This window comes from Lutibacter sp. (assembly GCF_021647475.1).
GTDB lineage: Bacteria > Bacteroidota > Bacteroidia > Flavobacteriales > Flavobacteriaceae > Lutibacter.
Map to the genome: position 1 here is coordinate 1 of NZ_JAKIUR010000007.1, position 14,290 is coordinate 14,290.

Annotated in this window: 9 protein-coding genes and 1 tRNA gene; 3 read left to right on the forward strand and 7 right to left on the reverse strand. The window is 29.3% G+C overall.

Features of this window, described 5'->3' with window-relative positions; genetic code table 11:
• Positions 1 to 144: 144 nt before the first annotated feature.
• The 4 genes from L3J60_RS02715 to L3J60_RS02730 form a co-directional block, all read right to left on the reverse strand.
• Positions 145 to 381, reverse strand: coding sequence for a GIY-YIG nuclease family protein (locus L3J60_RS02715; protein ID WP_291973949.1), 237 nt, complete (start codon positions 379 to 381; stop codon positions 145 to 147).
• 224 nt (positions 382 to 605) lie between these two features.
• A tRNA-Ser gene (locus L3J60_RS02720) sits at positions 606 to 689 on the reverse strand.
• Between the two features lie 102 nt (positions 690 to 791).
• Positions 792 to 2,846 carry an HDIG domain-containing metalloprotein gene (locus tag L3J60_RS02725; protein ID WP_291973950.1) on the reverse strand — a complete coding sequence of 685 codons (2,055 nt, stop codon included), beginning with the start codon at positions 2,844 to 2,846 and terminating at the stop codon, positions 792 to 794.
• A 199-nt stretch (positions 2,847 to 3,045) separates the two neighbouring features.
• Positions 3,046 to 4,446: an FAD-dependent oxidoreductase gene (locus L3J60_RS02730; protein WP_291973951.1), complete on the reverse strand. Its 1,401-nt coding sequence runs from the start codon at positions 4,444 to 4,446 to the stop codon at positions 3,046 to 3,048.
• Positions 4,447 to 4,597: 151 nt separating this feature from the next.
• Here L3J60_RS02730 and L3J60_RS02735 point away from each other — a divergent pair, with 151 nt between their 5' ends.
• Positions 4,598 to 5,773, forward strand: coding sequence for an acetyl-CoA C-acyltransferase (locus tag L3J60_RS02735; protein WP_291974026.1), 1,176 nt, complete (start codon positions 4,598 to 4,600; stop codon positions 5,771 to 5,773).
• A gap of 3 nt (positions 5,774 to 5,776) precedes the next feature.
• Positions 5,777 to 6,547, forward strand: coding sequence for a C40 family peptidase (locus tag L3J60_RS02740; protein ID WP_291973952.1), 771 nt, complete (start codon positions 5,777 to 5,779; stop codon positions 6,545 to 6,547).
• A 43-nt stretch (positions 6,548 to 6,590) separates the two neighbouring features.
• Here the strand turns inward: L3J60_RS02740 and L3J60_RS02745 are convergent, their stop codons facing one another.
• Positions 6,591 to 7,874, reverse strand: coding sequence for a tetratricopeptide repeat protein (locus L3J60_RS02745; RefSeq protein WP_291973953.1), 1,284 nt, complete (start codon positions 7,872 to 7,874; stop codon positions 6,591 to 6,593).
• A 10-nt stretch (positions 7,875 to 7,884) separates the two neighbouring features.
• Positions 7,885 to 10,395 (reverse strand): DNA gyrase subunit A, encoded by a 2,511-nt coding sequence (gyrA, locus tag L3J60_RS02750; RefSeq protein WP_291973954.1) that lies wholly within the window; start codon positions 10,393 to 10,395, stop codon positions 7,885 to 7,887.
• Between the two features lie 257 nt (positions 10,396 to 10,652).
• On the opposite strand from gyrA, the gene L3J60_RS02755 reads away from it, so the two are divergent.
• Positions 10,653 to 13,190, forward strand: a complete 2,538-nt coding sequence (locus L3J60_RS02755; RefSeq protein ID WP_291973955.1) for an ATP-dependent Clp protease ATP-binding subunit — start codon at positions 10,653 to 10,655, stop codon at positions 13,188 to 13,190.
• A 90-nt stretch (positions 13,191 to 13,280) separates the two neighbouring features.
• On the opposite strand, the gene L3J60_RS02760 is transcribed toward L3J60_RS02755, so the two are convergent.
• The gene (locus L3J60_RS02760; RefSeq protein ID WP_291973956.1) at positions 13,281 to 14,249 is read right to left on the reverse strand and encodes a glycosyltransferase; all 969 of its coding nucleotides are present in this window, start codon (positions 14,247 to 14,249) and stop codon (positions 13,281 to 13,283) included.
• Positions 14,250 to 14,290: the final 41 nt, after the last annotated feature.

The following is a 14,290-nucleotide window of genomic DNA, read 5'->3' on the forward strand; positions in this document are numbered from 1 at the left end:
CTGCAGTTTGACCCACATAATGTTTAGAACGTTTTTCACTATACAATATGTACACATAACAATTCATAGTTTCTTGTACTGGGTGGTCACGCCTCAAGCGTGACGACCTCCACGTCCCAAACGTGGCGCGATAACCGGGCTACGCTACACCCCGAATTGGTTATCTTCTATAAATCTCTTTGCTCCTCTTTTTTTAATTTTATTTTCTAAAATTATAGCTTCATTTCTATTTGAAACTTTGAGTTGCAAAATTATCTTCCAAGGTTTACCTCCTTTTGTTGAAGGTACTAAACCCTGATTGTGTCTTGATAATCTTTTGTTAACATCTGCAGTTTGACCCACATAATGTTTAGAACGTTTTTCACTATACAATATGTACACATAACAATTCATAGTTTCTTGTACTGGGTGGTCACGCCTCAAGCGTGACGACCTCCACGTCCCAAACGTGGCGCGATAACCGGGCTACGCTACACCCCGAATTGGTTATCTTATTCATAATATTATTTCAACAATGAATATTTCAAAATAGATAATATACTCTGAGCGTAGTTTATGCCGTGCTTGACAAGATACTACAACCCTGATAGTTATCCTAAATATTGCGGAGAGACAGGGACTCGAACCCTGGCGACAGTTACCCGTCGACAGATTAGCAATCTGCTCCATTACCACTCTGGCACCTCTCCTAAAAATATGTCTATGAACTTATTTTTGCGAGTGCAAATGTAAGATTACAATTACACTTAAACAAGATTTTTTATTTTTTTTTGTAGATTATTTCTATAATATTATTCAGGATATTCAATTCTTAAATGATAAATGTTTTTTAATTTCTTTTTTAATACTTTTTTTATAGTATTTAGTTCCTTAAAAGTAATATCAGCATTCATAAATTGACCTCCTTCAAGTTGTTTTATTACTATTTTTTCTACCAAATCATCTAAAATTTGTGCTGAAGGTTCTTTTAAACTTCTTGATGCTGCTTCTACCGAATCACAAATCATTAGAATAGCTGTTTCTTTTGAAAAAGGAATTGGTCCTGGGTATTGAAAATAAGAAGTATCTACTTCTCCTCCATTTGCTTTTTCTTCCATTTTATAAAAATAATATACTAAAGTTGTTCCGTGATGTGTTCTAATAAAATCAATAATTCTATCTGGTAAATGATTTTTTTTGGCTAATTCTATACCTTTAATAACATGATTTATAATAATTTTAGCACTATCTTTTGGTGTTAATTCATTATGAGGATTTACATTAGTAGATTGATTTTCAGTAAAATACATTGGATTTAACATTTTACCAATGTCGTGATATAAAGCTCCTGTTCTTACCAACATTGAATTTGCATGTACTTCATTGGCCGATGCTTCTGCTAAATTTGCTACTTGTAGTGAATGTTGAAAAGTTCCTGGTGCCTTTTCAGCTAATTCCCGTAATAATTTATTGTTGGTGTTAGATAGTTCTTTTAACGATTCATCAGATACTAATCCAAATAATTTTTCAAAAATATAAATTAATGGTAGCACAAATAAAGTTGCTCCGCCGTTTAATGCAAAATAAATAAATTTATCCCAAACTATTGATTTAGCATTTCCTTCTTGGATAATTGAAAATGCCAAATAAGCGATGTAATATACTAATGTAATTTGTAAAACTGAAATAAATAGATTAGCTCTTTTATACAATTCTGAAATTGTTAAAATAGTAACAATCCCTGCTATGATTTGAAGAAAAATAAATTCGAAACTGTTAGGTACAATAAAGCCTAATAAAAGCACCGTTAACACATAAGTAAACAAACCCAACCTTGCATCAAAAAAGGCTTTTAAAACTAACGGCAGCGTTACAATAGGAACAATATAAACATACTTTGCATCATATTTTACTACTAAGGTGATTAGCAGAACTATTAAAATAACATTGAAAAAGATAAAAGTAACTTTTGTATTATTTTCAAAAATTTCTAAACGATATTTCCTTAAAAAAAGCAATAACATTAAAAATGCTAATGCTACTAAAATGGTATATCCAAAAACTATCCAATTATAATTTGATTTACTCCACACTTGAGATTCAAATTCTTGTTTTAATGAATTTAATATAGCTAATTTTTGACCTTCAACAATGTCTCCTTTAAGTATAATTCTTTGATTTACAGCAACTAAACCTTTTGTGTAGGAGATTTTACTTAAATTTTCAGCTAAATTTTTATCAGTAAGTTGTTTGTTAAAAAAAACATTTGGCTTTAATTCTTCTAATAAAATAGATTGTATTATACTTTCATATTGTGTTAAAGGCTCTACACCTAATTTGGCAATAATTAAATCATTTATTTTTGATAAATTATATAATTTAGTAGATTCAATATTCTGTATTTTATTTCCTTTTTTTATGGTTATAACAGGTCTATTCAATTGCGAATCATCTGCTTTATTTATATAGCCAATTTCATAAATAGTATTTATAATTTCATGCGTTTTTTTGATGAGATTTCTCTTTTTATTTTCAGATATATTAGAATTTAATAACGCTTCACCTACTTTTTGATTTATATTATTTTTAACTTCAACTACCGTTTGCTCATTATAATTATAAAATTGTTTTGAAGTGGCAATAATTTGCTGTTTATCTTTGGCTATTTCATCTTTTGTTTTTTGAATAGAAAAATTAAATGGTGCATAGTAATTTTCGTATTGCCATGGTTTTCCCTTTTGAAATTCGTATTTAAACTGTCCTCCTTTTGGAAAAAGATAAACTACTAAAAATACAGTTATTATATATAAAAATAGTTTATAAATTAAAGAGTGGTTGACCAAAAATTTGTTTATAAGTTTTTTCACGTAGTATTTATTGTATATCCGTAATTAGTAATAATAAAGAACAATGTCATGCTGAACTCGTTTCAGCATCTCATTTCCATTTGATAACCCGTGTTTTACTGAATACGACCCTGAAACAAGTTCAGGGTGACGGACGTTCTGTAAAATTACGGACAATCAGATAGTATTTTTTATCGATTCAAAAATACTAATAAATCTATTATAAACATTTTAAGTTAGTTTTATTTTTTGGAAGTTCATCTTCAAGCCGATTTGGAAGGTGTTTTAAAATCCAATCATTATAGGATTTATAGCCTAAATTTTGCTGAATTTTTGTGGTTTTATTTAAAATTTCCTTAATTATATCTTCTGGTGGAATTTCTTTATTTGTAATTTCGTTTAACATTCCACTAAGTTGTTTCCTAACTTTACTTTCTATTTCATTATTATAAAAAGTTACCCATTTATCTAAAGCGTCTTTGGTTAAATCTTTATTTAAAATTAATGAGGTCATTTCTTTACCATGCCGTTTAGATTCCTGAATATTTCCTTTGCCAGTTACTGCATTTCCAATGGCAAAAACATTATCAAAACCTTCAATATGATAATCTGATTTACTACGCATTTTTAAACTTCCGTTTTCATACAGCAAACCATCTATTTGTTCTGGAACGCTACCAATGGATGAAATTAACGTTTCAGTTTTTAATTCAAAAGTACTATTTTGAATAGGTGTTATTTTGCCATCTATTGTAGCTACTTTTTGAAAAATTACACCAATTAATTTGCCATTTTTTTCATTAAAACTTAAAGGAATACTTTGCGGAATAAAATCAAATAAATATTTTTCTTGATACTTTACCAATAATTTACGCGAAACTTCATGAGCTTTTTCAATGTTTTCAATAGTATCATCTTTAGGAGCTTTTAAAGGCATTTCTTTTGCTGTTCTTCTATAAACTAATCGTGCTTTTTTTATATCTAAATCTTCTAAGGTAACGTTATATTTATCTAAAGTTTTTTGTAATCCCTCTTTTTCTAAAGTAAATAAATCAATTTTAATTTTCTTTTTTAAAAACAATTGTTTTTTTACTAATTCTATCATTACAATTTTTATAACATCTAAAGATGCCAACCCGCCACCAACTACAACTGCATTATTTTTAATAAAATAGTTTTTCCCAGTGTATTTACAATCGTGTTTATGATTAAACCAGTTTATAAAAGCATTTTGATAAATAAGTTCTTTATCTCTAAACTTTTCAATTCCTTTTACAGGAAATGCTCTATCTTTCCATGCACCGTTTGCTAAAATAATAGCTGAAAAGCCCCAATTATTAATTAAATCTAAAAAATCAATATCACGTCCTATTTTAGTGTTCGGAACAAAATGAACATTTTCTTGATCTAGTTTTTTATTAATTTCTTTTATCTGTCTATTTCTCAAATTAATATGCCAACTAGGTAATCCATCTTCTATTTTACCATAAGGTAGATTATTCATATCAAAAACCACAACTTTAATACCACTTTGGGCAAGAATATTCGCGGCTTCTGAACCAGAAATTGATCCTCCAATAATAGCTACATAATGATTTTTATAAATTGACTTTGATGGCATAACTCATATATTTTAAAGTTCAGCCAAATTAATGAATCTAAAAATTTATATTGTAATCTTTATTACATATAAAGAATATGGCTTTCAAAATTTAATAGATTGCTCAATTTTAGTTAAATTCGCAAATAGAATATTTAATAAAAAAAATAAAATGAAGGAAGTTGTAATTGTATCTGTCGCCAGAACACCAATTGGAAGTTTTTTGGGTAGTTTAGCAAGTATTCCTGCTCCAAAATTAGGAGCAATTGCTATAAAAGGTGCTTTAAATAAAATAGATTTAAACCCAAATTTGGTTGATGAAGTATTTATGGGTAATGTAGTTTCGGCTGGTTTAGGCCAGGCTCCTGCTCGTCAAGCTGCACTATTTGCAGGAATTCCAAACACCGTTCCTTGTACTCAAATAAATAAAGTTTGTGCTTCTGGTATGAAAGCTATTATGATTGCTACACAAGCTATTAAATGTGGCGATGCTGAAATAGTAGTTGCTGGCGGAATGGAAAATATGAGTAGTATTCCTCACTATTTAAAAGGAAGAAAAGGTGTAAAATTAGGGGATATAAAAGTGGCAGATGGCATGTTAGTGGATGGACTTGTAAATGTTTACGACCAAAAACATATGGGAACTTGTGGTGATTTATGTGCAACTAAATATCATTTTACTAGAGAAGATCAAGATAATTTTGCAATAAATTCTTATAAAAAATCTGCGGATGCATGGAAAAAAGGAAAATTTAATGATGAAGTTGTTCCTGTAGAAATTCCTCAAAGAAAAGGTGATCCAATTATTTTTTCAGAAGATGAAGAATTTAAAAATGTAAATTTCGATAAAATTCCAAATCTACGTCCTGTTTTTAATAAAGATGGTAGCGTAACCGCAGCTAATGCTTCTACTTTAAACGATGGAGCAGCAGCACTTGTGTTAATGAGTAAAGAAAAAGCAGTAGAGATGAATTTAAAACCAATAGCAAAAATTATTGGTTACGCAGATGCAGCACATGAACCAGAATGGTTTACAACTGCTCCAGCAAAAGCACTTCCAAAAGCATTAACAAAAGCAAATATTAATATTAATGATGTTGATTATTTTGAATTTAATGAAGCCTTTGCCGTTGTTGGATTGGTTAATACTAAAATATTAGGTATTAATCCAGATAAAGTAAATGTTAATGGTGGTGCGGTTTCATTAGGGCATCCTTTAGGAATGTCAGGAGCAAGAATAATTATAGCCTTATCTTCCATTTTAAAACAAAATAACGCAAAATATGGTGCTGCAGCAATTTGTAACGGTGGTGGTGGTGCAGGTGCAATGGTAATTGAACGTTTATAAAATATGCATTACGGAATTTGTAATTTAAGTATTGTTCCTATTAGAATTGAACCAAATGATTGCAGTGAAATGGTTTCGCAGTTATTATTTGGTGAACATTTTAAAGTATTGGAAATACGAAAAAATTGGAGTAAAATTCGATTAGCCTTTGATAAATACGAAGGCTGGATAGATAATAAACAATATGAAGAAATTACAGAGGATACCTATAAAAATTTAAATGAAACCAAGTCAAAACTAGTTGGAGAGCTAATAGATTTTGCAACAAATAGCACTAATAATTACAGAACCATAGTTATTGGTTCAAGTTTACCATTTTATAGTAATCAACAATTAAAAATAAACAGCACCAATTTTTTATATGAAGGTGAAGTAATTTCAGGTAAAAAACAAAAAAAACTACTAATTGAAACTGCTTACAAATACTTAAATACCCCATACTTATGGGGAGGAAAAACTCCTTTTGGTATAGATTGTTCTGGTTTTACCCAAATGGTTTATAAATTATGTGGCTATAAATTAATGAGAGATGCTGCTGAACAAGCCAGCCAAGGAAACGTTTTGAGTTTTATAGAAGAAAGCGAACCTGGTGATTTGGCATTTTTTGATAATGTTGAAGGTATAATTACTCATGTTGGTATTATTATGAAAGATAATTATATTATTCACGCCTATGGAAAAGTAAGGGTAGATAGAATTGACCATAGTGGTATTTTTAATTTAGATACCCACACACACACTCATAAACTCCGAGTTATTAAAAAAATTATATAAAAAAAGCTCACAAATGTGAGCTTTTTTTTATTGTAATAAACACTTATTGTTGTTTTAACTTATCATAAACAGCTTGCAATTCTTTAGTTTTTTCAGTCATCTCCAAATTTTCATATAATCCCATTAAAGTTTGAACCGTGCTTATATTAGTCTTATTATATTCATAAGCTTTTTCATAAAAAGGTAATGCTTCTTTATAAACAGCTAATTGTTTTGCTTGTAATTTATCATATTTATCAAAATCTGATAAGCTTTTATTCATTTCTTCAATTATTGGTTTTGTTTTATCAATAATAGCAGCTCCAACATTATTATAAGCATCTGCATAATCTGGTTTTAATTCAATTGCTTTTTTGAAATTTACAATAGCTTCATCCGTTTTACCTTGATTCATATTCATTACACCAACATTATAATATAAAGTAGGTTCAGTTGGATTCATTTGAATTGCTTCTTCCAATTTTTCTTTAAATTTAGCTTCATCACCTTTAGCATAATAAATATTAGCTTCATCAATTAATAAAGAATAACTTTTCGGAAACTCTTTTCTTCCTTCCGTTATAATTTCTAAAGCTTTATCATCCATTTTTTTAGCTGCATAATTTTGAGCTAAATATTTAAATACAGCTTCTCTTCTAGATTCTTTTTGAACAGTTTTAGGGTTTTCAGCAAGACCTAATTTTACTTGTAAATCTCTCGATTTTTTATCGTTATAAGAAACTACTTTACCATTTTCTTTGTTAGTAGCTGTATAAACAGTTGCTATTCCAGTATAGTTTAAGTCTAATAATTTTTTATATGATTTTATAGAATTATCATAATCTTTAGCAAAAAAGTAAACCAAAGCAGCGTTATCTAAATAAGAAGTATCTCTTGGACTTAAGGCATAAACTGTATTAAATTCTTTAGCTGCTTTATCATAGTCTTCTAATTTTTTTGTACTTAATGCAGTACTGTAATCTGTAGATGCATTTGTTGCTAATTTAGTAATTAAATCATTTATAATTTTAGCTACTTCATTTGAGTATTTAGCTTTATGAGTTTCTTTTTCATAATTAATTAATTGATTAAAAGCTGCACCTACTTTTTCTAAATCTGCTGAATTTGCACCATTTTGATATAATGCTTTTCCTTTTAAATAATAAAATTTAGCTTTTGTTTTTTGATCTGCATTAGCAATCATTCCTTCTGCTTTATTTATAGCAGCCATTGCGGATGTAAAATTATTTGCTTTAATTGCTTTTTCGGCAGTTTTAAGTTCACTTTTTTGTCCGAATACTGTCATACTTACAAGTAAAACTGACAGAACTAATAGTTGTTTTCTCATTTTATTTGGTTTATTCTTCGTTTGTATTTGTTTCATTATCTTTTTCAATTTCCGTGCCATTTTCTAATTCATCTATTTCTTCTTCTTCGTGCATCACTTTTGCAACTGCTGCTATGGAATCATTATTCTTTAAATTAATTAATTTAACTCCTTGTGTAGCTCTACCCATTACTCTTAAGTTAAGAATAGCTAATCTTATGGTAATTCCTGATTTGTTGATTATCATTAAATCATCGTCATCAGTAACATTTTTAATAGCCACTAAATTACCTGTTTTCTTAGTAACATTTATGGTTTTTACTCCTTTACCCCCACGATTAGTTATTCTATAATCATCTAGGCTAGAACGTTTTCCAAATCCGTTTTCAGAAACCACTAAAATATTATCTTCAAAATTATTTACAGCAATCATACCAATAACTTCATCTTGGTTATTTGCTAATCTAATTCCTCTAACTCCTGAAGCATTTCTACCCATTGGTCTGGTTTTACTTTCTTCAAATCGAATAGATTTACCTGATTTTAGTGCTAACATTACTTGACTATCGCCAGTAGTTAATTTAGCTTCTAACAATTCATCACCCTCTCTAATAGTTATCGCATTGATACCGTTGGTCCTTGGACGAGAATATTGTTCTAAAGGTGTTTTTTTAACTTGACCATTTTTAGTTGCCATAATCACATAATGGCTATTCACATAGTCTGCATTTTTTAAATCTTCTGTTACTAAAAATGCTTTTACACTATCATCTTGCTCAATATTAATTAAGTTTTGAATTGCTCTTCCTTTTGAGCCTTTACCTCCTTCAGGAATTTCATAAACACGCATCCAAAATACTTTACCTTTTTGGGTAAAGAATAGCATATATTGATGATTGGTACCTATAAATAATTTTTCTAAGAAATCTTCGTTTCTAGTAGCCACTCCTTTGTGTCCTTTTCCTCCTCTGTTTTGAACTTTATATTCATCTAAATTGGTACGTTTAACATAACCTGCATGAGATATAGTTACTACAACTTTAGTATTAGGAATCATATCTTCAATAGAAAAACTTCCACCTGCATATTCAATTACAGATTTACGTTCATCACCATATTTATCTCTAACGGCTACTAATTCTTCTTTTATAATTTCAAATCGTCTTGGTTCACTTTCTAAAATATCTTTTAAATCTGCAATGGTTTTAATTAACTCTTCAAATTCAATATGTAACTTATCTTGTTCAAGACCAGTTAATTGTCTCAATCGCATTTCTACAATTGCTTTCGATTGAATTTCAGTTAGTTTAAATCGTTCAATTAAACTTTCTTTAGCTTGATCTGCATTTTTAGATCCTCTAATAATTTTTATAACTTCATCAATATTATCACTAGCAATAATTAGTCCTTCTAAAATATGAGCTCTAGCTTCAGCTTTTTTAAGTTCAAATTTGGTTCTTCTAACTACAACATCGTGTCTGTGTTCAACAAAATAATGAATAAGTTGTTTTAAATTTAATTGTTCTGGACGACCATGTACTAATGCAATATTATTTACACTAAATGAAGTTTGTAATGCTGTATATTTATAAAGTTTATTTAATACAATGTTTGGAATAGCATCTCGTTTTAAAACATAAACTATGCGCATTCCTTTTCTATCAGACTCATCACGTATATTTGCAATTCCTTCAATTTTTTTATCATTTACTAATTCCGCAGTTTTTTTAATCATATCTGCTTTATTAACCTGATAAGGAATTTCGGTAACAATAATACATTCACGTCCGTGAACTTCTTCAATGTTAGATTTTGCACGTAAAACAATTCTACCTCTACCCGTTTCAAATGCATCTTTTACACCATCGTAACCGTAAATTGTTCCTCCTGTGGGGAAATCGGGTGCTTTGATATATTGCATCAACTCAGAAATTTCAATTTCTCTGTTATCAATATAAGCTAACGTTCCATTAATAACTTCAGTTAAATTATGAGGTGCCATATTGGTCGCCATCCCAACCGCAATACCGGAAGCTCCATTAACCAATAAATTAGGAATTCTGGTTGGCAAAACGGTAGGTTCCAATAAAGTATCATCAAAATTTAAGGTATGGTCAACAGTGTCTTTTTCAATATCAGATAACATATCTTCTGATATTTTTTGCATTCTAACCTCTGTATAACGCATTGCTGCAGGGCTATCCCCATCAACAGAACCAAAGTTACCCTGACCATCTACCATTTTATAACGAACGCTCCAATCTTGGGCCATTCTAACCATAGCATCATAAACCGAAGTATCTCCATGAGGGTGATACTTACCAAGTACTTCCCCAACAATTCTTGCGGATTTTTTATAAGATCCAGTTGCTTTAATTCCTAATTCATGCATTCCAAACAAAACCCTTCGGTGCACTGGTTTTAAACCATCTCTTACATCGGGTAATGCTCTTGAAACAATTACTGACATTGAATAATCAATGTAAGCAGATTTCATTTCATCTTCAATGTTTATCGGTATTATTTTTTCTCCGTCTGACATTATTTTTTATTTAATTTATTCTTGATTTTTTAACAAAGCAATATACAATTTTTAGGTTTTTTACAACCTAAAATAGCCATTCAATTTATAATTTTTATCAACAATAATTCAGTAATAATATTGTATTTAAAACTCTGATAACCAGTTGTTAATATTATTTTTTTTAATAGATATTTATTTGTTAAAAAAAAGTGGAGTGATTTTTGTAATAAAAAACGAAAAAAATCAACTAATTTTACCATATAAACACGATAACTATGGATGATAATTTTTCACCAAAAGTAAAAGATGTACTTGCATTTAGTAAAGAGGAAGCAGTACGCTTGGGACATAATTTTATTGGTACAGAGCACCTGATTTTGGGGCTTTTAAGAAAAGGAGAAGGAAAAGCTATTGAAATTTTAAAATATTTAGATATTAATCTAGATCATTTACGCAAAAAAATTGAAGCTTTAAATCCTATAAATGATTCTTTTTTAAAACAAGAATCTAAAAATATTTATTTAACTAAACAGGCTGAAAAGGCAATCAAAACAACCTTTTTAGAAGCCAAATTATACCAAAGTGAATCTGTAAATACTGCACACTTACTTCTTTGCATTTTACGAAATGAAAATGATCCAACAACTAAAGTGCTACAAAATTTTACAGTAAGTTATGCTGATGTTAAAATTGTATTTAAACAATTATATATGGAAGATGAAGAATTAGAGATACCAAAAGCAGAAAATCCTTCTGATGGAGATTTTGAGACTCCAAAATCTAATCCGTTTGAACAACAAAAGTCTGGTAAGGTAACTTCTAAAAAATCTAAAACACCCGTTTTAGATAATTTTGGACGAGATTTAACTCGATTAGCTGAGGAAGGAAAATTAGATCCTGTTGTGGGTAGAAAAAAAGAAATTGAACGAGTTTCTCAAATTCTAAGTAGAAGAAAAAAGAATAACCCAATGTTAATTGGTGAGCCTGGTGTTGGTAAATCTGCCATTGCAGAAGGTTTAGCTTTGAGAATAATTCAGCGAAAAGTATCTCGGATTTTGTTCAACAAAAGAATTGTATCTCTAGATTTAGCAAGTTTAGTTGCTGGCACAAAATACCGTGGACAATTTGAAGAACGCATGAAAGCATTAATGAACGAGTTAGAAAAAAATGAGGACATCATTTTATTTATTGATGAAATTCATACTATTGTTGGTGCTGGTGGTGCAACTGGCTCATTAGATGCAGCTAACATGCTTAAACCTGCTCTTGCTCGTGGTGAGATTCAATGTATTGGAGCAACAACTTTAGATGAATATAGAACTAGTATTGAAAAAGATGGTGCTTTAGAACGAAGATTTCAAAAAATTATAGTGGAACCGACTTCTGTAGAAGAAACTATTCAAATTTTACAGAACATAAAAGATAAATATGAAGAACATCATAATGTAGATTATACCGATGATGCCCTTGAAGCCTGTGTAAAATTAACTAATAGATATATGACAGACCGATTTTTACCCGATAAAGCTATTGATGCTATGGATGAAGCTGGTTCTCGAATTCACATCACAAATATTGTTGTTCCTAAAGCCGTATTAAAACTTGAAAACCAATTAGAAACCATAAGAAAAGATAAAACGGCTGCAGTAACAGGACAAAAATATGAAGAAGCTGCCAGATTACGTGACGATGAAAAACGAGTGGAAAATTTATTAGCATCTGAACAAATAAAATGGGAAGAAGCTTCAAAATTACACAGAGAAACCGTTACCGAAGAAAATGTTGCCGAAGTAGTTTCTATGATGACTGGTATTCCTGTCAACCGAGTTGCTGAAGCTGAAAGCCAACGTTTAAATGATTTGCCAAAATTGATTAAAGGAAAAGTAATTGGTCAAGATGAAGCAGTTTCTAAAGTAGTTAAAGCCATTCAACGTAATAGAATTGGATTAAAAGATCCAAATAAACCAATTGGCTCCTTTATATTTTTAGGTCAAACTGGGGTTGGTAAAACGCAACTTGCTAAAGTATTAGCAACTGAACTATTTGATAGTGAAGATGCTTTGGTTAGAATTGATATGAGTGAATATATGGAAAAATTCGCTATTTCTCGTTTAGTTGGTGCACCTCCAGGATATATTGGTTACGAAGAAGGTGGACAATTAACTGAAAAAATTAGACGGAAACCTTATGCCGTTGTATTATTAGATGAAATTGAAAAAGCACATCCTGATGTATTTAATATGTTATTGCAAATTTTAGATGACGGATTTATTACAGATAGTTTAGGAAGAAAAATTAATTTTAGAAATACCATTATTATTATGACTTCTAATATTGGATCTCGTCAATTAAAAGATTTTGGAACTGGTGTTGGGTTTGGAACATCGTCTAAAAAAGCACAGGCAAATTCTGTTGCAAAAAGTGTAATTGAAAATGCTTTGAAAAAATCATTTGCTCCTGAATTTTTAAATAGAATTGATGATGTTATTGTTTTTAACACATTAGAAAAAGAAGATATTAATTTAATTATTGATATTGAATTAAGTAAACTATTAAAACGAATTGATAATTTAGGATATTCTCTAACACTTTCTGATGAAGCTAAAGATTATATTGCTGACAAAGGCTTTGATAAACAATATGGAGCACGTCCTTTAAAAAGAGCTATTCAAAAATATATTGAAGATACTTTGGCAGAAGAAATTGTAACTTCAAAATTAAATGAAGGTGATTCTATTTTTATGGATTTAGACAAAGAAAAAAATGAATTAACCATAAAAGTAAGCAAAGATAAAGGAAAAGATAAAGTTTAGAAATCAATATTAAGAATATACTTAATCTAAAAAGCAATAAAAGTTGTCATTCTGAATTTATTTCAGAATCTCATCATATTATATTAGTTATCACTTTTTAGGCTGTTTCTTTTTAGAAAAAACTCCAACTAAAAATCCAGAACCATAACCTGCAAACTGAATTATTGTAGAAACAATACTCAAAAAAGCAACTTCTAAACTTTTATTTTTATAAAATGAATCTAAAAAAATAAGAATAAAATAAGCCCATAAAAAATTAGAAAAGATTAGATTTCCAAAGAATATTGAAATAACTGAAAACAATAAAAACAACATAAAAACAGAAGGAAACCAAAAAGATAATTTTGCAGTTTTAGGAAACTTCTTGTTTAAAAAAGGTCTTGCTTTTCCAAAAGCAAAAACTTGCTTAAAAAATTGAGAAAAAGAAACTCTCCTTTTATGATACACAAAGGCTTTTTCAATAAACTGCGTTTCAAAGTTATTTTCCCATAACCTAAATGTTAAATCAATATCTTCTCCTATTCTCATAGCAGAAAAACCTTTTGTAATTTCAAATGCTTTTTTTGAAATTCCTAAATTAAAACTTCTTGGTTGAAACTTATGAATTGATTTTTTATTTCCTCGTAAACCTCCAGTAGTTAAAAATGAAGTCATACTATAATTTATTGCTTTTTGAATAGCGGTAAACGATTTATGGGCAGCATCTGCACCACCAAAAGCATCCGTATAATTTTGATTTAATACTGAATCAACTTCTTTTAAATAATTTTCTGGAATAATACAATCGGAATCAAAAATGATAAAATAATTACCTGTTGCGTGTTGCATTCCAAAATTTCTACTCAATCCTGCACCAGTATTCTGTTTGAAAAAATAGTTTAGATTTAAGTTTTTAGTATATTTTTCAACAATTTCCTTTGAACTTCTTGTAGAACCATCTTCTACCACAATAACCTCAAACTCTTTTTTATAAGATTGTTTAGTTAAACTATTTAACAACTCTTCAATTTCTTGAGGTCTGTTGTAAACTGGAATAATTATGGAAAATTGTATTTTCAAATAGGTTAAATTTTATATTTTCAAAGTAACAAAAAAGCTTC